This is a genomic window from Streptomyces sp. NPDC052043 (genome assembly GCF_044548235.1).
In the GTDB taxonomy this organism is placed as follows: Bacteria; Actinomycetota; Actinomycetes; order Streptomycetales; family Streptomycetaceae; genus Streptomyces.
The window spans coordinates 208712-226130 of record NZ_JBIUBT010000014.1; the positions used below are offsets into that span (position 1 = coordinate 208712).

15 protein-coding genes are annotated in these 17419 nt (G+C 73.1%); 5 read left to right on the forward strand and 10 right to left on the reverse strand.

What is annotated here, in order from left to right; genetic code table 11:
• Positions 1-44: 44 nt before the first annotated feature.
• Entirely contained in the window at positions 45-1259 is a 1215-nt protein-coding gene (locus ACIHCX_RS30700) for a saccharopine dehydrogenase family protein (protein ID WP_400035179.1), read from the reverse strand.
• Between the two features lie 111 nt (positions 1260-1370).
• Between ACIHCX_RS30700 and ACIHCX_RS30705 the strand changes: the two genes are divergently transcribed.
• Positions 1371-2126, forward strand: a complete 756-nt coding sequence (locus ACIHCX_RS30705) for a TetR/AcrR family transcriptional regulator (protein WP_400035181.1) — start codon at positions 1371-1373, stop codon at positions 2124-2126.
• Between the two features lie 39 nt (positions 2127-2165).
• Positions 2166-3536, forward strand: a complete 1371-nt coding sequence (locus ACIHCX_RS30710; RefSeq protein ID WP_400035183.1) for an MFS transporter — start codon at positions 2166-2168, stop codon at positions 3534-3536.
• A 19-nt stretch (positions 3537-3555) separates the two neighbouring features.
• Here the strand turns inward: ACIHCX_RS30710 and ACIHCX_RS30715 are convergent, their stop codons facing one another.
• Entirely contained in the window at positions 3556-4008 is a 453-nt protein-coding gene (locus tag ACIHCX_RS30715) for a cyclic nucleotide-binding domain-containing protein (protein ID WP_400035185.1), read from the reverse strand.
• 360 nt (positions 4009-4368) lie between these two features.
• Positions 4369-4590: a 3-deoxy-D-manno-octulosonic acid transferase gene (locus ACIHCX_RS30720; RefSeq protein ID WP_400035186.1), complete on the reverse strand. Its 222-nt coding sequence runs from the start codon at positions 4588-4590 to the stop codon at positions 4369-4371.
• A 237-nt stretch (positions 4591-4827) separates the two neighbouring features.
• On the opposite strand from ACIHCX_RS30720, the gene ACIHCX_RS30725 reads away from it, so the two are divergent.
• Together ACIHCX_RS30725 and ACIHCX_RS30730 are read left to right on the forward strand one after the other, a co-directional pair.
• Positions 4828-5697: a SigB/SigF/SigG family RNA polymerase sigma factor gene (locus ACIHCX_RS30725; RefSeq protein ID WP_400035188.1), complete on the forward strand. Its 870-nt coding sequence runs from the start codon at positions 4828-4830 to the stop codon at positions 5695-5697.
• Positions 5698-5745: 48 nt separating this feature from the next.
• Positions 5746-6177: a hypothetical protein gene (locus tag ACIHCX_RS30730; RefSeq protein WP_400035190.1), complete on the forward strand. Its 432-nt coding sequence runs from the start codon at positions 5746-5748 to the stop codon at positions 6175-6177.
• Between the two features lie 34 nt (positions 6178-6211).
• Here ACIHCX_RS30730 and ACIHCX_RS30735 read toward each other — a convergent pair whose 3' ends face one another.
• Entirely contained in the window at positions 6212-8464 is a 2253-nt protein-coding gene (locus ACIHCX_RS30735) for an FUSC family protein (RefSeq protein WP_400035192.1), read from the reverse strand.
• A gap of 114 nt (positions 8465-8578) precedes the next feature.
• Positions 8579-9943 (reverse strand): NAD(P)/FAD-dependent oxidoreductase, encoded by a 1365-nt coding sequence (locus ACIHCX_RS30740; RefSeq protein ID WP_400035194.1) that lies wholly within the window; start codon positions 9941-9943, stop codon positions 8579-8581.
• 453 nt (positions 9944-10396) lie between these two features.
• On the opposite strand from ACIHCX_RS30740, the gene ACIHCX_RS30745 reads away from it, so the two are divergent.
• On the forward strand, positions 10397-10768 hold the full coding sequence (locus tag ACIHCX_RS30745; protein ID WP_400035196.1) for a PRC-barrel domain-containing protein: 372 nt from the start codon (positions 10397-10399) through the stop codon (positions 10766-10768).
• 83 nt (positions 10769-10851) lie between these two features.
• Here the strand turns inward: ACIHCX_RS30745 and ACIHCX_RS30750 are convergent, their stop codons facing one another.
• The 5 genes from ACIHCX_RS30750 to ACIHCX_RS30770 form a co-directional block, all read right to left on the reverse strand.
• Positions 10852-11286, reverse strand: coding sequence for an ATP-binding protein (locus ACIHCX_RS30750; protein ID WP_400035198.1), 435 nt, complete (start codon positions 11284-11286; stop codon positions 10852-10854).
• Positions 11287-11430: 144 nt separating this feature from the next.
• The gene (locus ACIHCX_RS30755) at positions 11431-13356 is read right to left on the reverse strand and encodes an AMP-dependent synthetase/ligase (protein ID WP_400035200.1); all 1926 of its coding nucleotides are present in this window, start codon (positions 13354-13356) and stop codon (positions 11431-11433) included.
• Positions 13357-13489: 133 nt separating this feature from the next.
• Positions 13490-15724 carry a 1,4-alpha-glucan branching enzyme gene (gene glgB, locus ACIHCX_RS30760; RefSeq protein ID WP_400035202.1) on the reverse strand — a complete coding sequence of 745 codons (2235 nt, stop codon included), beginning with the start codon at positions 15722-15724 and terminating at the stop codon, positions 13490-13492.
• A 4-nt stretch (positions 15725-15728) separates the two neighbouring features.
• The gene (locus ACIHCX_RS30765; protein WP_400035204.1) at positions 15729-17117 is read right to left on the reverse strand and encodes a maltokinase; all 1389 of its coding nucleotides are present in this window, start codon (positions 17115-17117) and stop codon (positions 15729-15731) included.
• A gap of 29 nt (positions 17118-17146) precedes the next feature.
• On the reverse strand, positions 17147-17419 hold a 273-nt coding region (locus tag ACIHCX_RS30770; RefSeq protein ID WP_400035206.1), incomplete at its 5' end, for an alpha-glucosidase C-terminal domain-containing protein.

Below are 17419 nucleotides of genomic sequence, written 5' to 3' on the forward strand. Positions count from 1 at the left end.
ACGGGCGAGGGGAACCGGCGTGACCCGAACGGCGCCGGACCCGGTCACTGCTCGCGCAGGCCCCACGGGGAGCCGTACTCCGTCAGCAGGTCCAGGAAGGGGCGGGCCGGGAACGCCTCGGGACCCAGCACACCCGCTCCGGACCAGGCGCCGGTCGCCAGCAGCTCCAGGGCGACCACGGGGTTGACCGCCGTCTGCCACACCACGGCCTGGCACCCGTACTCGGCCATGGACCACTCGTTGTCCACCACGTGGTACAGGTACACCTCGCGCGGGGCGCCGTCCCGGGTGCCGCGCACCCAGGTGCCCGCGCAGGTCTTGCCGCGCATCCGCTCGCCCAGGGTCGCCGGGTCGGGCAGACAGGCGGCGACGACGTCCCGGGGCGAGACGGCGACCGGCCCGTCCGGGCCCGGGACGGTGACCGGCTCGGTGCGGTCGAGGCCCAGCAGGTGCAGCGTCTTGAGGGTGTCGATGAACTCGCGGCCCAGACCGTACTTGAAGGTCACCCGCCGCGCGTCGACCCAGCGCGGGACCAGCAGCACCTCCTCGTGCTCCACGTTCACGCACTCGACCTCGCCGATGCCCTCGGGGAAGTCGAACACCTCCGGCTCGCTGAACGGCTCGGTGGTGAACCAGCCGCGCCCGGCCTCGTAGACCACCGGCGGGTTCAGGCACTCCTCGATGGTGGTCCAGATGCTGAAGGACGGCGCGAAGTCGTAGCCGTCGACGGTCAGGTTCGCACCGTCGCGGACGCCGATCTCCTCGATCTCGTCGAAGAGTTCGTCGGCGGCGTACCGCGCGAACACGTCGGACAGGCCCGGCTCCACCCCCATGCCGACCAGCGCGAGCGCGCCGGCCTTCTCCCAGTCCTCCGCCCGCGCGAACTGCTCGTCGCCCAGCATGACCCCGCACTCCTCGTACGGCCGCTCGGGGTGCGGACGGGACAGGGACATCGCCATGTCGAGGTAGCCGGCGCCGGCCGTGCGGGCCGCGCGGAACAGCGGCATCACGAAGCGCGGGTCGGTCGCGTTCAGCAGCACGTCGCAGCGGTGCCGGGCGAGCAGGTTCGCAACCGCCGCCTCGTCGCTCGCGTCGACGCGTTCGGCGGTGAACCGGCTGTCGTCGACGGCCGCCACGGCGGACTCGGCCCGCCCGCGGTCGTAGTCCGCGACGACCATCGACTCAAGGAACGGACGACGGGCCGCGATCCGGGTGATCGCCGTACCCACACCACCGGCACCCACGAGCAGTACGCGCATGACCTGCACTCCCTCTCGGCTTTTCTTCGCTGAGCGTCGATAACAACGCCGCGCGGCACGTAAGGTCAATGGCGTTGGCATAAGCGTGGCGAGGAGTCCGAGGAGGTCGGGATGCCGAAACCGGTGGTCCCCGAGGAGAAGCGACGGCGGCGCCGCCCCACCCGGAGCGGCACCGTGCTGTCCGAGACACTGATCGTCGACACCGCGCTGCGCCTGCTGCGGGAGCACGGGAGCGCGGGACTGACCGCCCGCCGCCTCGGCCTGGCGCTCGACTGCGACCCGAGCACCCTCTACCGCTACTTCCGTGGCATGGACGACCTCACCCTCGCGATCGGGGACGCCCTCATCGGCCGGGCGCTGGCCGGCTGGGAGCCGACCGGGCAGTGGCGGGCCGACCTGCGCGAGACGGGCCTGCGCATCCACTCCGCGTACGTCGCCCATCCGCAGGCCGCGGTGGTCACCGCCAACCGCGTCTCCGGCCGGGCCAACGAACTGGCCGCCGACGAGGCCGTCCTGGGCGTGCTGCGGCGGGCCGGTTTCCCGCTGTCCGATACGGTGCGGATCTACCACGCCTTCGTCGACCAGACCCTCGCCTTCGCCGCGCTCGACGCCGCCTCCCTGGCCCTGCCGAGCGCCGCGCTGCGCGCCGACGAGGAGATGTGGCACTCGACCTACGCCCGGCTGCCCGCCACCACGCATCCGCACATCGCCGAGGCGGCGCCCCTGCTCGCCGCCCGCATGGTCACCAGCGCCTACCCGACCGCCCTGGACATGCTGCTCGACAGCGCGGCCGCCCAACTGGAGCGCGTGCGCGGCGGCGGTGCGGATCCGGGCGGTCCGAGGACCCGGCCGGTACTGCGACACTGAACACCGCACCGGTAGATGTAACGAGCAACCAGGAAGCCCGTGGACTCCAGCGAGAGAACCGACAGCAGCGCCGCGCCGAGCGGGAGCAGCACCGCGCCGAGGGACGGCGGCACCGCATCGAGCGACGGCCGCACCGCACCGAGCGGCGACGCCTCGGACCCGCCCGGAGCCGGCCGGCGCGGCTGGCGCCGCTGGGCCATGGACACCCGGCCGCTGCGCCGCCCCGCCTTCCGCCGGCTGTGGTCCTCGACCATCGTGACCGCGGTCGGCAGCCAGCTCACCGCCGTCGCCGTGCCCAAGCAGATCTACGACATCACCGGCTCCTCGGCCTGGGTCGGCTACGCCAGTCTCGCCGGCCTGGTCCCGATGGTCGTGTTCGCGCTGTGGGGCGGCGCGGTCGCCGACACGGTGGACCGCCGCAAGCTGCTGCTGGTCACCAACAGCGGCATCGCCGTCACCTCGCTGCTGTTCTGGTTGCAGGCGGTGGCCCGGTTCGACTCGGTCGTGGTGCTGATGGTGCTGCTCGCCGTGCAGCAGGCCTTCTTCGGGCTGAACTCCCCGGCTCGCAACGCCTCCATCGCCCGGCTGGTCCCGGCCGGGGAACTGGCCGCCGCCAACGCCCTCGGGTCGACCGTCATGCAGACCGGCCTGGTGGCCGGGCCGCTGCTGGCCGGCGCGCTCATCCCCGTCATCGGGCTGCCCGAGCTGTACCTCATCGACGCCGTGGCGCTGTGCGCCACCGTGTGGGCGGTGTGGCGCCTGCCCGCGCTGCCGCCCCTGGCCGGAGCCGCCGTGCGCCGCGCGGGGGTGCGGGAGATCGCCGACGGGTTCCGCTACATCTCCGGGCACAAGGTGCTGCTGCTGTCGTTCCTCGCCGACATCATCGCCATGGTCTTCGGCATGCCCCGCGCCCTGTTCCCGCAGCTCGCCGCGGAGACGTACGCCCCCTACGGGGAGGGACTCGCGCTCGGCCTGCTGTTCGCGGCCATCCCGGTCGGCGCGGTGGTCGGCGGGCTGTTCTCGGGCACCTTCTCCCGGGCGCGCCGGCACGGCTGGATGGTGATCGGCGCGGTCACCGCCTGGGGAGCGGCCGTCACCGGGTTCGGGCTGAGCCGGGGCCTCTGGTTCGCGGTGGTGTTCCTGGCGGCCGCCGGAGTCGCCGACATGGTCTCCATGGTGTTCCGCGGCGCCATCCTGCTGTCCGCCGCCACCGACGAGATGCGCGGCCGGATGCAGGGCGTCTTCACCGTCGTCGTCGCGGGCGGCCCGCGCCTGGCGGACGTCCTGCACGGCACGGCCGGCTCGGCCTTCGGCCCGCGCGCGGCGGTGGCCGGCGGCGGCCTGCTGGTGGTCGTCCTGATGCTGGGCCTGGCGGCGGCCGTCCCGGCGCTGCGCCGCTACCGGATCTGACCCCGCCGGATCCGACGGCTCAGTGGGAGCGCCGGGGGATGGTGTACTGCTCCAGGAGCTTGCCCCGGGTCAGCTCCAGCCGGTGGGCGAGGACCTCGGCGACGGTCCGCACCAGCGACAGCCCGAGCAGCGGATCCTCCACGGACAGCGCGAGCACCGCCGAGGCGTCGAACTCGTAGGCGCGGACCTGGCTGTACGCCTCCGCACCGAAGTCCCACTGGTACGGCGGGAACAGCCAGGACCAGCCGAGCAGGTCGCCCGCGCCGAGGGAGGCCACCGTCACCTTGCGGGTGGGCGTCACCTGCTGGTCCAGGTGCACGGCGCCGGAGCGGATGACCCAGAAGCGGTCGGCCGTACCCCCCGCCTCGAAGATCCTCGTGTCCTCGGGGAAGGAGACCTCCCGCGCGACCTCCATCAGACGCTCGCGTTGTTTCTGGGGGAGGGCGGTCAGCAGTTTTATCGCTTTGGTCATGACCCGAAGCTCCTCGCCGGCGATGGGTTCCCCGCATGTGCCTCCTCCCCATTTCAGCCGCTGCGAGTCACCGGGGCACCTCGGCGGGGGCGACTTCCTGCCGCCGTCCGCTCACCGCGGCGGCGACGCCGACCGGCATGGCCGCGGCTGAAGCGGACCGAGCCGGGATCTGTCGCGCATCTCCGGAAGAGGGCATGAAAAAGCCCTGGCTGGACGGGGGAAGCCAGCCAGGGCCGTACAGGGCGACGCACGGAGGACGTCTTGGGTCGACCCCGTCGCCGCGTATGGATGAACCGTAAAGCATTCTGGGGTGTTCCGTGCAGCCGGAACCGGGTCACGTGAGCGGACTCACTCCGCCCGTCAGGGCCGCTCGGCCCGCCGGCCCGGGGCCAGGATCTCGTCCAGCACCCGCAGGACGGCCTCGTAGGTCAGGGCGCGTACGGCCGCCTCGCGCGCGGCGTCCGACTCGGTCGCCCCGAGGGCGTCGCGGCGGTCCCGCCATCGGCGCTCCTCCTGCGCCGCACACGCCCTGGCCCGCTGGATCCGCCGCAGCAGTTCGTCCGAGTGCACCACATCGGTCATGTCCTGCACCTACCCGCTCCCGGGGGCCGCGATGGCGCATCGAAGCGACCGGTACGGAGAAGAACCACGCGAAGCGGAGTTTGCCGCTCCCGCTCCCGGGCATACGGAATCTCGTGCTTCGGACCGGAGGCGCGTCAGCGGAAGCTGTACCTGCTGCTCCGGGAGGTCTCCAGACGGACCGGACAGCACCACGCTTCCGCGGTCAGTCCCTGAAACACCGTTCAGGAGCCATACCGCATGCTCACCGACATATCGACAAGCCGCCCCGACGCCCCCGCGGACCAGGCGGCGCCCGCCCGCCGGCCGCACGACGACGCCCCCGACACCACCGCCCTCTTCCAACGCCTCGCCGCCGCCCGGGACGACCCGGAACGGGAGGCCGTCCGCGACGAACTCGTCAGCGCGTGGCTGCCCATGGCCCACCGCATCGCCGGCCGCTTCCGCGACCGCGGCGAGTCCATCGAGGACCTGCGGCAGGTGGCGGCACTCGGGCTGGTCAAGGCCATCGACCGGTTCGACCCGGATCGCGGTGCCTTCGAGAGCTACGCCGTGCCGACCATCACCGGCGAGGTCAAGCGGCACTTCCGGGACCGGATGTGGGCGCTTCGGGTGCCCCGCCGCGTCCAGGAACTGCGCAACAAGGTCCGCGTGGCCCGGCGCGAACTCACCCAGAACCCCGGCAGCCCCGAACCCTCCGTCGCGGCGATCGCCGCGCACGCCGGACTGACGGAGGAGGAGGTCAGCGCGGGAATGGAGGCGATCGACAGCTTCAGCACCCTGTCCCTGGACGCCGAACTGTCGGCCGGCGACGGCTACAGCCTCGCGGACAGTCTCGGCGCGTCGGACTCCTCCTACGAGACCGTCGTCGACCGGGAGTCGGCCAAGGAGGGGCTGCGCCGGCTCCCCGAACGGGAGCGGGCCATTCTCTACATGCGCTTTTTTGAGGACATGACACAAAGCCGCATCGCGGACCGGCTCGGCATCTCCCAGATGCACGTCTCCCGGCTGATCAGCCGCAGCTGCGCGCGCGTGCGCGACGAGGTGCTGGCCGAACGGGCGAACCGTTCCGGCTGCGGACCGCCCCCGACGACCGGACCCACGACGTGAGGGACCCTGTGCACGTCTGAGCGGGCGTGCGCGGGGAACACGGAACCAATGAACGAAGACGAGCTTCCGCCCGACGGCCGGGCCGTGGAGGTGTATCTCGATCTGCTCCGCGTCCGGATGCCCGAAGAGGACTACGAACTGCTGCTCGACGTCGTCGACCCGGTGCTGCGGGCGATCGACGAGCGAGGCGTGCCCTCCGCCGACTTCCCGCTGGAGGGCGCCCAGGCGCAGGGCCTGCCCCAGGAGATACGGGACGAGGCCGCCCTGGTCATCGCCACCGCGGTCACCGGCAGGCTGGACAACGAGCTGGTCGTCCTCGACATCGAGGAGACCGGCCCGGTCCGGGTGGTCACCGACGCGGCGACCGCCGCCGACCCGGCGCGCCTGACCGAGATCGCCGACTACATCCGCGACCGGCACCGGGAGGCCGAGGAGCTGCGGGGCATCGCCGAGGCCAGCGACATGCCCACCGACTTCTGACCCGGCGGCGGGCCGGGGACCGCGCTCCGGCCCGTCACGACGTGGGCTTCGACAGCGGGACGTCCAGCGGGCGGGCCAGGCCGACCACCGCCTCGTCCAGGCGCTGGAGGTGCCGCAGCACCCGGTCGGTGATGCGCCCGAACCGGGGGGTGCCGGGCGCCCCGTCCGGCTCCAGCAGCGAGGCGATGCTCGGGCCCCGCTCGACCTCGGCGCCGGTGGGCTCGTCGGCCACGTGCGCGCGGATCGTCTCGATGTTGCGGGTGATCCGGGCACAGGCCTGGCGCAGCCGGGGATCCGCGGCTATCGACGGATGGGTGGGCAGCAGCTCGGCGGTCGCCGCCAGCGACCGCGCGTGGTAGGCGCACGTCTCCAGCAGGGCCATGACGTACTGGGCGGTGTTCCGCCGGGCCCGCAGGGGCGTGATCGGATGCGTCAGGGGCTGCGTGCCCGCCCGTAGATCGCCCAGCGCCCGGTCCAGGTCGCGCGCCCGGTCGAGCAGATCGACCGGCGGGCCACCGCTGAGCTGCTCGACGGCGGCGGCCGTGACGTCCGTCAGCCGCTCCAGCACCTTGCCGAGCAGCTCGTTCGTACGGCGGTCGGTGTGCACCGGCAGCACCAGCGCGGCCGCGATGATCCCGCAGGCCGCCCCGAGCGCCGTCTCCTCCACACGCAGCACGAGCACCGCCGCGCTGTACCGGTGCAGCAGCGTGTACAGCAGTCCCAGCGCCGCGGTGACGAAGAACGACATCAGCGTGTACGACAGCGGGGCCGTGTAGAACATCGCGAAGACGAACACCAGCACCAGGGCCAGCGCCGTCCACGTGTGCGGCCCCACCAGCCCCGCCAGCACGATCCCGGCCACCACGCCGAGCACGGTGCCCACCAGACGGCGGTAGCCCTTGACCAGGATCTCGCCCGTGGACGAGGTGTTGATGAAGACGATCCAGCAGGTCAGCACCGCCCAGTACCAGCGCTGGCTGGAGAGGAACTCACCGCCGACGATGGCCAGCGACGAGCCCACCGCCACCTGCACCGCGGCCCGCGTGGTGGGCCGCCGCCACCCGGTCTGGACCTGCTCCTCCTGCTCGGCCTCCTCGGCCCCCTCGATGGCGGCGTTCTCCGCGTCCAGCTCCTCCCGGGAACGGATCGTCGCGGGCGCGTCGTCGGACTCGTCCTGCGGGCCGTCCAGCGCGATCCGCAGACCCATGACGGCCCGCGCGGTCTCGCCGATGCCGCGGAAGACGTCCTGCACGGCCGGCGAGGCGGGCGGCAGGTTCTCCTCGTCGCGGTAGCCGAGGAGCCGGTTGCGTACGTGCGCCAGCGCGGTCCCGCCGCCCTCGCCCACGGGCCGCAGCACGAGCACGGCCAGCGCCCGCAGGTCGCGGCGCAGCGTCTCGGTCGCCTCGTCCCGCACCGGCAGCCGGCCGCTGGAGGGGACGGACGCGCCGGGCAGGTGGAGGGTGAGCGTGTTCGTCCGCTCCGCGCTGCGGGCGTTCAGCAGGAGCAGCCCCAGCCGCTCGGCGGCGATCTCGGCGTCCGCGATGCGCCGCTGCACCAACCGCGCCACAGCCTCGTCGGAGGTGCCGTCCGCCAGCCGTGACTGGATCATCATGGCCGTGTCGTGCAGCCGGGCCGTGCCCTCGCGCACCGCCTCCAGGACCTTCTCCACCTCGTCCGGACCGGCGTCCAGCAGCTCCAGCTGGGCCGACACCAGCTGCGCCAGACGCACCCGGAACGCCTCGCGCAGGCGCTGCAGGACACCCGCTGGCGTCTCGTACACGATCACGAACCGGACCAGGGCGCTGGAGGCGAACGCGACCGCGATGACACCGTAGAGCCCGGGCAGCGCCGACGCGGTGGCGCCGACGAACAGGGACATGAAGTAGAGCTGGAAGCCGATCAGGCCGAGCGCGTTGCCCCGATCGCCGAACCGGCGGCTGTAGACCGCGCTGAAGATCAGGACGACGAAGAAGACGTCCCCGGCCACCACGAGCGGGTTGAGCAGCGCGCCGAGCGAGACGGACGCCAGCGCCACCGGAAGCCCGAGGGCGAGCGTGACCGCCTGCTGCGCACGCTGCTTCTCCCGGATGGCGAAGGTGGCCGCCATCGACGTGATCGCGCCGGCCACCAGATGCGTCACGGGCACGCGCAGCACGCCGAGGACGGCGAGCGTCAGCGCGATCGAGCCCGCCGTCCGTGATCCGGCGGCCAGCCGCAGCAGGCCGGGATCGGACGCCGTGACGCGATCACGCAGCCGCGACCGGACCGGCCTCTGTGCTGCTCCCACGCCGCCGCACCCTCCCGTTTTCCCGTCATGATCCGCCCGACCAGCATGGCATGTCCAGACCGGACCGCCGGTCGCGGCCCGGCCGTGCCCCTGGGGGAGGGCCCCGCCCCGGTCTCACACCTGCCGGGGGCGGACCCCCTCGACGTGGTCCCGCACCTGCTCGGGCGTCATGTACGAGTCGGTGTACTCGAAGTCCTTCAGCTTGGCGGGCTTGCGGGCCTGGAACCCGGTGCGTACGAAGTCGTCCCCGGCGACCGCGTTGAGCAGCCAGTTGGTCGCGACCCTGGTCTTGGCGACGTTCGTGCGCAGCGCCCCCAGGTGGTAGCCGCGGGCCACGGCCTGGGCCGGGACGCCGCGCAGCTCCACGCCGAGCGGTTTGGAGACCGCGTCCGCGCCGCCGAGGTCGACGACGAGGCCCAGGTCCTTGTGCTCGTACGGCCGCAGCGGCTGCCCGCGCAGCGTCGCGATGACGTTCTCCGCGACCCGCCGGCCCTGCCGCGTGGCGTGCTGCGCGGTCGGCGGGCACACCGCGCCGCCGCCCTTGGCCAGGTCGGGCACGGCGGCGGAGTCCCCGAGCGCGAACACGCCGTCGTGGCCGGGCAGGCGCATCTCGGCGGTCACCGCGAGCCGGCCCCTGACCGTCTCCGCGCCGAGGGTCGCGATGAGCGGGCTGGCCACCACGCCCGCGGTCCAGATCAGGGTGCGGGTCGGCACCACCCGGCCGTCGGTGAAGGTGACCTCCTCCGGTCCGGCCTTCGCGATGGACACCCCGAGCGAGATCTCGACGCCCCGGCGGCGCATCACCTCCTGGGCGCTGCGGCCCAGCTTGTCGCCCAGCTCCGGCATCAGCGCCGGCGCGATGTCGATCAGGTGCCACCTGATCAGCGCCGGGTCCAGCCGCGGGTAGCGCTGGACGGCGGCGTGCGTCAGCCGTTGCAGGCACGCCGCGGTCTCGGTGCCGGCGTACCCGCCGCCGACCACCACGAACTGAAGCCGCGAGGCGCGCTCGGCCGGGTCCTCGCTGGCGTCGGCGAGGTCCAGCTGGGTGATGACGTGGTCGCGGATGTAGGCGGCCTCGGCCAGCGTCTTCATGCCGAAGGCGTGGTCCAGCAGCCCCGGGATGTCGAACGTCCGGGTGACGCTGCCGGGGGCGAGCACGAGGTAGTCGTACGGCTCGTCGACGATGTGGTCGGTGAGTTTGCGGACGACGCACACCTTGGCCCGCAGGTCCACGCCGACGGCCCCGCCCGGGATGATCCGGGTGCGGTACTTCTTGCTGCGGCGCAGGGAGACGGCGACCGACTGGGGTGTCAGCACCCCGGAGGCGACCTGGGGCAGCAGCGGCAGATACAGCTGGTACGAACGCGGTGTCACCAGGGTGATGTCCGCTTCGCTGGGGTCGAGCCTGCGCTCCAGACGGCGGACGCACGCCACACCGGCGAAGCCTGCGCCGATCACCAGGATCCTGGGTCGTGTCACGATGTCTCATCCCTTCTGCGGGCTTCGGGCGGCTGCGTCGACGTCCGTGCGTCTGCGTCTGCCCGTGGACGGCTGCTTCGCACCTCGGCGATCCGTCGGGTCCGCCGAGCACCACGATGCCCCCATCGGGCCGTGCGCGCACCGGACGCCGCCGTCTCCGCCGCCCGGACGCCAGGGGCCGCCTCGGCGGGTTCCCGGGATCCGGCGCCGTATGGGCCCCTTCGTGGAGCGCCCGCGTCCGGCCGGTGCCCGTGCGCTCCGCCGGGCGTCAGCCGCCCGGCGCTGCGGCGGCCGTGCATGGCGTCGTGGTGCATGGGCACTCGATGCGTTCGAGCGCACCCCGCGGAGTCGAATGCCGGGGTCGCTGACGGGTAGTTGGTGCGGTGGGAGCCGACGCGCCGGGACCGTCGGCCCGAGGCTTGTGACACGTCAGCCCGGGGAGGAAGGAGCAGCGTGACCATAGACAGAATCTGGTCGTATTCGCCGCAGGTCGCTCGTACCGAGGGAGAGGACCTGACCGGCTTCACGGTCGTCGCCACCGACGGCACCGTGGGCCGCGTGGACCGGGAGGGCGGCCACCTGGGGATGCGGCACCTGGTCGTGGAGACCGGCGTGTGGGTGTTCGGCAAGAGCGTGCTGGTGCCCGTCGGGATGGTCGCCGGCATCGACTCCGCGGGGCGGAGGGTCATGGTGGACTGTTCGCGCGGGCAGATCAAGGCGGCGCCGCCGTTCAGGACCGACAGCGAGACCAGGGACCCGGCCTATCTGACCCGGGTGGGTGCCTACTACGACGGGCTTCCGCCGCGGGCCGCGACCAGCGCGTGAACCGGTGCGGCCCCCGCGGCGGGGCCTGACACCGGAACCGAGCCCGGACCCCGTCCGCAGCCGGGGCTCCGGGTGATCCGGGCTCACCACGGCAGGAAGACGTGCACGTCCTTGCCGTGGTCGTTGACCACCACGCTCACCTGGTCGCACAAGGTGTGGATCAGGTGCCAGCCGATGCCGCCGCCGCCCTGGCTGGGGCGGAACGGTCGCGGGGCCGGCCGGGTGGTGCTGGTGTCGCTGAGCGTCACGTGCACCCCGTCGAAGGTGCGCCGCAGCCGCAGCTCGAACGGCCCCGGCGCGTACTGCACCGCGTTCGCCGCGAGTTCCGTGACGACCAGCAGGATGTCGTCCCAGTACTCGGATGCCGCCGGCCGCACGTGCCGTGCGACCTCGTCGAGGAACTCCTCCGCCGCGAGTCGCGCACCCGTGACATGGTGCAACGCGCCCGCGAAGCGGGCGGTGCGGCTCGGAATGCCCTCGGTGGCCAGTGCGTCGTCCCCACGTGGCTCGGATGCCATCTCAACTTCCGGCCCAGCCCCGTCGGCCGGGCTCCCGTCCTTCCCTTGCCTTTCCTCGCGTCCCACTCTCTTGTTCCCAGCGGCGCGGAGCCTACGCGCGGGCGGCGCGGCGGCGGAAGGCCGGCCAAGGTGCCCTGGCCCGTGTCAGCGGAACACGTTGTCCGAGTCGTCCCAGTCGTCCCGGTCGCTCCGGTCGGCCGTCGGGTCGCTCGGGCCGTCCCGGCGCGGGGAGTGGCTCCGCGCCCGGTACATGGCGTCGATCTCGACCGCGTAGTGCCGCACGATGGCGTCCCTGCGCAGCTTCATCGACGGTGTGAGCAGCCCACCGGCCACGTCGAAGGGCGCGGGCAGCACCCGGAAGACCCGGATGGACTCCGAGCGGGAGACGGCGCTGTTCGCGGCGGCGACCGCCCGCCCGATCTCCTCCCGCAACGCGTGCTCCTCGCGTGCCTCGCGTCCCGGCGCGTCGCCCTGCGACGCAGTCGCGGCACGCCAGTGGGCCAGGAACTCCGGGTCCAGGGTGATCAGCGCGCCCACGCACGGCCGGTTGTCGCCCACGACCACCGCCTGGTGGATCAGTGGATGCGTCCGCAGCCGCTGCTCCAGCGGGGCCGGAGCCACGCTCTTGCCGCCGCTGGTGATGATGACGTCCTTCTTGCGCCCGGTGATCGTCAGATACCCCTCGGCGTCCAGCTTCCCGATGTCCCCCGTGGCCAGCAGGCCGCCACGCAGCGCGGCCCGGGTCGCGGCCTCGTCGCCCACGTAGCCCTGGAACAGCGACGGCCCCCGCACCAGGATCTCCCCGTCCTGAGCCACCTCGATCTCCGTGCCCGGCAGAGCCTTGCCGACGGTCCCCGACTTCTCCCGGCCCAGCGGCTGCATGGTGATGCCGCCCCCGGTCTCCGTGAGGCCGTATCCGTCGTGCACGGGGATCCCGATGCCCGCGTAGAACAGGGAGAGTTCGCGGCTGAGCGGGGAGCCGCCGGAGGTGGCGCGGGTCACCCTGCCGCCCAGCGCGGTCCGCAGCCCGCGGTACACCGTCCGCTCGTACAGGGCGTGTTGCAGCCGCAGGTCGAGGCCGGGGCCCGGACCCCGGCCGAGCCGCTGCCGCTCCAGCGCCGCGGCGAAGTCACGGGCCGTGTCGGCCGCCCGCTCGAACAACGTGCCGCGGTTCGCTTGGTGGGCCGCGCGCAGGAAGTTCTTGTAGACCTTCTCGAAGACGGAGGGCACGGCGTGGAGGTACGTCGGCCGGAACGTGCGCAGCGCCGACGCCAGCGCCTCCTCGCCCAGCTCCGGTTCGTGGCCCATCAGGATGCCGCCGCGGATGCACAGGCCCTGGACCATCAGCCCGTACACGTGCGAGAAGGGCAGGAAGGCGAGCACCGACGCCTGCTCGCCGGGCGGCGCGGCGGTATGGCCCCAGCCGGCCAGCAGCGTGTCGCAGGGGCTCGCCAGCGCGCGGTGGCTCAGCACGCAGCCCAGGGCGCGACCCGTGGTGCCGGAGGTGTAGGCGATCACCGCGGGTGCGTCCGGCAGCACGATCCGGCGCAGCGAGTCCACCGTGGCCGGCGGGATCAGCGCTCCCCGTTCCACCAGCTGCTCCAGCGCCCCCGCGTCCAGCTGCCACACGTGCCGGAGCCCGGGCAGCGTCGCGCACACCGGGCCGACCGTCATCACGCCCTGCTCGTCCTCGACGACGACGGCCACGCACTCGGAGTCACGCAGGATCCACTCGACCTGTTCCCGTGAGGAGGTCGGGTAGATCGGGACGACCTCGGCGCCGACCGCCCACAGCGCGTACGCGAGGACCGTCCACTCGTAGCGGGTGCGGGCCATGACCGCCACCCGGTGGCCGGGCGCGATCCCGGCGGTGACCAGTCCCCGCGCCAGATCGGTCACCTGGTCCCGCAGCTGCGCGGCGGTCACCTCCTCCCACACCGGCGAGGAGGGATCGGCGCGGCGCGCGAGCACCGGCAGGGTGGGACGGGTCCTCGCGGTCTCGAAGACGCTGTCGGCGAGCCCGCCGGTCAGCGGGGCGACCGTGGACGGAGCGAGGGCGAGGTCGCGCATGCGCTGCTCCTGGGGTTCACGGAGGTGACCGCGCCGATGAGGGACGCGGTCGGCGCGGATCGAATGTAGCCCAGGTCAGCGCGGCACGGGCCCCGAACCGGGAAGTGGCCCCGGTTCCCCCGCCCCGGTCCGCTCAGGCGGGGTGCGGAGTCAGCCAGAGCGTCGCGAGCGGTGGCAGCGTGAGGCGAAGGTGCCTGTCCCCGGCCGCGCCCCCCGGTACGAGCGGATCGGGGTTGCCGACGTCACCGCCGCCGTAGCGGGCGGCGTCGGTGTTGAGGACCTCGCGCCACACGGTGACCTCACCCGGCACGTCCAGGCGGTAGCCCTCGCGCACCACGGGGGAGAAGTTCGACACCGCGAGCAGCGGGGCGCCTGCCGCGTCGTGGCGCAGGAACGCGTAGACGTTGTCGTCGGCGGCGTCCACGGCCACCCAGCGAAAGCCCTCGGGCCGGGTGTCGCGCTGCCACAGGGCCGGTGTGGCCCGGTAGCACCTGTTGAGGTCGCGGACCAGGTCCCGCACCCCGCGGTGGTCGCCCGCCGCGCAGTAGTCGTCGTCGAGCAGCCACCACTCGGGCCCGAGCTCCTCGGAGAACTCGCCGCCCTGGGCGAACTCCTGTCCCATGAACAGCAGTTGCTTGCCCGGGTGGGCCCACATGAAGCCCAGGTAGGCGCGGTGGTTCGCGCGTCGCTGCCACCAGTCGCCGGGCATCTTCGACACCAGCGCCCGCTTGCCGTGCACCACCTCGTCGTGCGAGATCGGCAGCACGTAGTTCTCGCTGTACGCGTACACCATCGAGAAGGTCAGCTCGTGGTGGTGGTGCTTGCGGTGCACCGGCTCCTTGCTCATGTACTGGAGCGAGTCGTGCATCCAGCCCATGTTCCACTTCAGCCCGAAGCCCAGGCCGCCGCGGTCGGTCGGCGCGGTCACCCCGCCCCAGGCGGTCGACTCCTCGGCGATGGTGACCACACCCGGCGTCCTGCGGTACACGGTGGCGTTCATCTCCTGGAGGAACGCCATCGCGTCCAGGTCCTCCCGGCCGCCGTACGCGTTGGGCGTCCACTGGTCGGAGTCGCGCGAGTAGTCCAGGTAGAGCATGGAGGCGACCGCGTCCACCCGCAGGCCGTCGACATGGAACTCCTCACACCAGTACACGGCGTTCGCGACCAGGAAGTTGCGCACCTCCGTACGGGCGAAGTCGAACTCGTACGTCCCCCAGTCGGGGTGCTCGGCGCGCTGCGCGTTCCCCGGCTCGTACAGCGGGTCCCCGTCGAAGCGGCCCAGCGCCCAGTCGTCCTTGGGGAAGTGGGCCGGCACCCAGTCCATGATCACGCCGATCCCGGCCCGGTGGCACGCGTCGACGAAGAAGCGGAAGTCGTCCGGAGAGCCGAGGCGCGCGGTCGGGGCGTAGTAGGAGGTGACCTGGTAGCCCCAGGAGGGGCCGTAGGGGTGCTCGGCGACCGGCATCAGCTCCACATGGGTGAAGCCCAGGTCCTTCACGTACGCCGGGAGCTGCTCGGCGAGCTGGCGGTAGGTCAGGCCAGGCCGCCAGGACGGCAGGTGGACCTCGTACACCGAGAACGGCGCCTCGTGCACCGGGGTGTCCGCCCGGTGGGCCATCCACTCCGCGTCGTCCCACTCGTGGTGCGCCGCCGTCACGACGGACGCGGTGGCGGGCGGCACCTCGGTGCGGCGGGCCATCGGGTCGGCCTTGAGGAACCGGCCGCCGTACTGCGAGGTGATCTCGAACTTGTACGTCGCGCCCTCCCCGATCCCGGGCAGGAACAGCTCCCACACGCCGGCCGCGCCCAGCGAGCGCATCGGGAAGGCGGTCCCGTCCCAGTGGCTGAAGTCGCCGGCCACCCGCACGCCCCGGGCGTTGGGCGCCCACACCGTGAACCGGGTGCCGGTCACGCCCTGGTGGGTCATCGGTTCCGCGCCGAGCGCCCGCCACAGCTGCTCGTGCCGGCCCTCCCGGATCAGGTGCAGGTCCAGCTCGCCGAGGGCGGGCAGGAAGCGGTAGGGGTCGTGGACCTCGTACTCGTCCTGCTCGTAGCCGACCACCAGGGTGTAGGCGGGGATCGCGGCCCGGGGCAGGACGGCCGAGAACAGCCCGTCGCCCTCGGAGGCGAGCGGGGTGCGCTCGCCGTCCACGACCACGTCGACCGCGCGGGCGAAGGGGCGCAGCACCCGCAGGGCGATGCCGCCCGGCACCGGATGCGCGCCGAGCAGCGCGTGCGGGTCGTGGTGGGCGCCGGACAGCAGGCGCTCACGGTCGGCGGGGTCCGGCGGCGGGGCCGCTCGGCCCTGTACCGCGGCGGGCAGGACGGGGCCGGACGGCTCGGGAAGTGACGTGTCGCGCAGTGCCACCGGTTCAGCCTCCTCTCACGGCGAGACGTTCGATCGCCGCCATCGGTACGGCGAGCCAGTTGGGGCGGTGCCGGGCCTCGTACAGCACTTCGTACACGGCACGGTCCGTCTCGTAGGCCCGCAGCAGGGCGTGTGTCTTGCGGGGGTCCCAGCCGGCCCGGGAGGCGTAGCCGGCGCAGTACGCCTCCCGGCAGCGGCGCGCCCACTCCGGGCGCCAGGGGCGGCGCTGGCGGGCGGCGTAGTCGAAGGAGCGCAGCATGCCCGCCACGTCCCGCACCGGGGACTCGGGGATGCGGCGCTCGGCGAGCGGACGCGACGGCTCGCCCTCGAAGTCGATGACGAACCATTCCCGCCCGGCCCGCAGCACCTGGCCGAGGTGCAGGTCGCCGTGCACGCGCTGGGCGGGCGGCCCGGCGTCGCAGCTGGCCAGCGCGGCGAACGCGGTGCGCAGCCGGGGCGCGTAGGGCCGCAGCGCGGGGACGCTGTGCGCGGCGGCCTCCAGGTTCTCGGTCATCGTCGTGGCGGTGCGCGCGATGTCCTGGTGGGCGCCGGTGGGGAAGGCGCCGGCCAGCGCCAGGTGGACCTCCGCCGTCGCCTGCCCCAACTGGTGCGCCTGGGCGGTGAAGTCGTCACCGGTGGCCAGGGCCCGCAGCGCCAGCGTCCAGCCGTCGGCTGCGTCCCGCAGGAACGGCTGGAGCACCCCGAGCGTCGCCGGCTCCGGTTGCGTGGTGCGGAACCAGGCCACCGGGGCGGGTACCCGGGTGCAGTCCTGCCCGGCCAGGGCCCAGGGCACCTCCAGGTCCGGGTTGACGCCCGGCTGGATGCGGCGGAACACCTTCAGGATGAACTCGTCCCCGTAGATGATCGAGGAGTTGGACTGCTCGGCGTCCAGCAGCCTGGGCACCAGGCCGCCGGGGATCGGTACGGACGCGTCCGCCTCGAAGTGCAGCGGGCCGAAGGCGCCGGGGTGGCGCATCCGCTCCAGGAGCAGCTGTGCCGAACGCGGGTCGCACAGCGCGTCGTAGACCGCGAGGCCGGCCAGCGGACCGTCCTCGGGACGGCCGATGAACGCCCGGTGCAGGCGCGGGGCCGGCTGTTGCCGTACGCCGAGCAGCAGTTGGTAGCAGTCGGCGGGCGGCGCGGCGGGCGTGCCGGTGGGGGAGGGGACCGTGCCGGGACCGGAGTGGACGTCCGCGTGCTCGGCGTGGACCAGCAGGTGCAGACAGCCCGGGAACAGTTCCGTCATCGACAGCAGGCGCAGATCGGTGACGGGCCGGTCCTTGCCGGCGAACCAGCGTTGCCGTGGCAGCCAATCGCGCAGCAGTGAGCCGAGCGAGGCCAAGGGCCCGGCCGGGCCCTTGGCACTCGGCGTCAGCGACGCGGTCTTCGGCATGGTCACGCCTCCTTTCGTCGGCCGCACGCTCACCCGCGTCGGCCGGTCCGGGAGGCGACGTTGGCGGTGAGCCGGAACCAGTAGAAGCCGTGGCCCGCCAGGGTCAGCAGATAGGGGAGTTCCCCGATCGCGGGAAAGCGGACTCCGCCGATGAGTTCGACCGGGTGGCGTCCCTGGAAGGCCCGCAGGTCGAGTTCGGTGGGCTGCGCGAAGCGGGAGAAGTTGTGGACGCACAGCACCAGGTCGTCCTTGTGCTCGCGCAGGAAGGCGATGACCGCGGGGTTGGAGGAGGGCAGTTCGGT

Coding starts and splice junctions, on each gene's coding strand:
- ACIHCX_RS30700 (WP_400035179.1), bottom strand. CDS start 1,259: ATGCGCGTACTGCTCGTGGGTGCCGGTGGTGTGGGTACGGCGATCACC.
- ACIHCX_RS30705 (WP_400035181.1), top strand. CDS start 1,371: ATGCCGAAACCGGTGGTCCCCGAGGAGAAGCGACGGCGGCGCCGCCCC.
- ACIHCX_RS30715 (WP_400035185.1), bottom strand. CDS start 4,008: ATGACCAAAGCGATAAAACTGCTGACCGCCCTCCCCCAGAAACAACGC.
- ACIHCX_RS30720 (WP_400035186.1), bottom strand. CDS start 4,590: ATGACCGATGTGGTGCACTCGGACGAACTGCTGCGGCGGATCCAGCGG.
- ACIHCX_RS30725 (WP_400035188.1), top strand. CDS start 4,828: ATGCTCACCGACATATCGACAAGCCGCCCCGACGCCCCCGCGGACCAG.
- ACIHCX_RS30730 (WP_400035190.1), top strand. CDS start 5,746: ATGAACGAAGACGAGCTTCCGCCCGACGGCCGGGCCGTGGAGGTGTAT.
- ACIHCX_RS30750 (WP_400035198.1), bottom strand. CDS start 11,286: ATGGCATCCGAGCCACGTGGGGACGACGCACTGGCCACCGAGGGCATT.
- ACIHCX_RS30755 (WP_400035200.1), bottom strand. CDS start 13,356: ATGCGCGACCTCGCCCTCGCTCCGTCCACGGTCGCCCCGCTGACCGGC.
- ACIHCX_RS30765 (WP_400035204.1), bottom strand. CDS start 17,117: ATGCCGAAGACCGCGTCGCTGACGCCGAGTGCCAAGGGCCCGGCCGGG.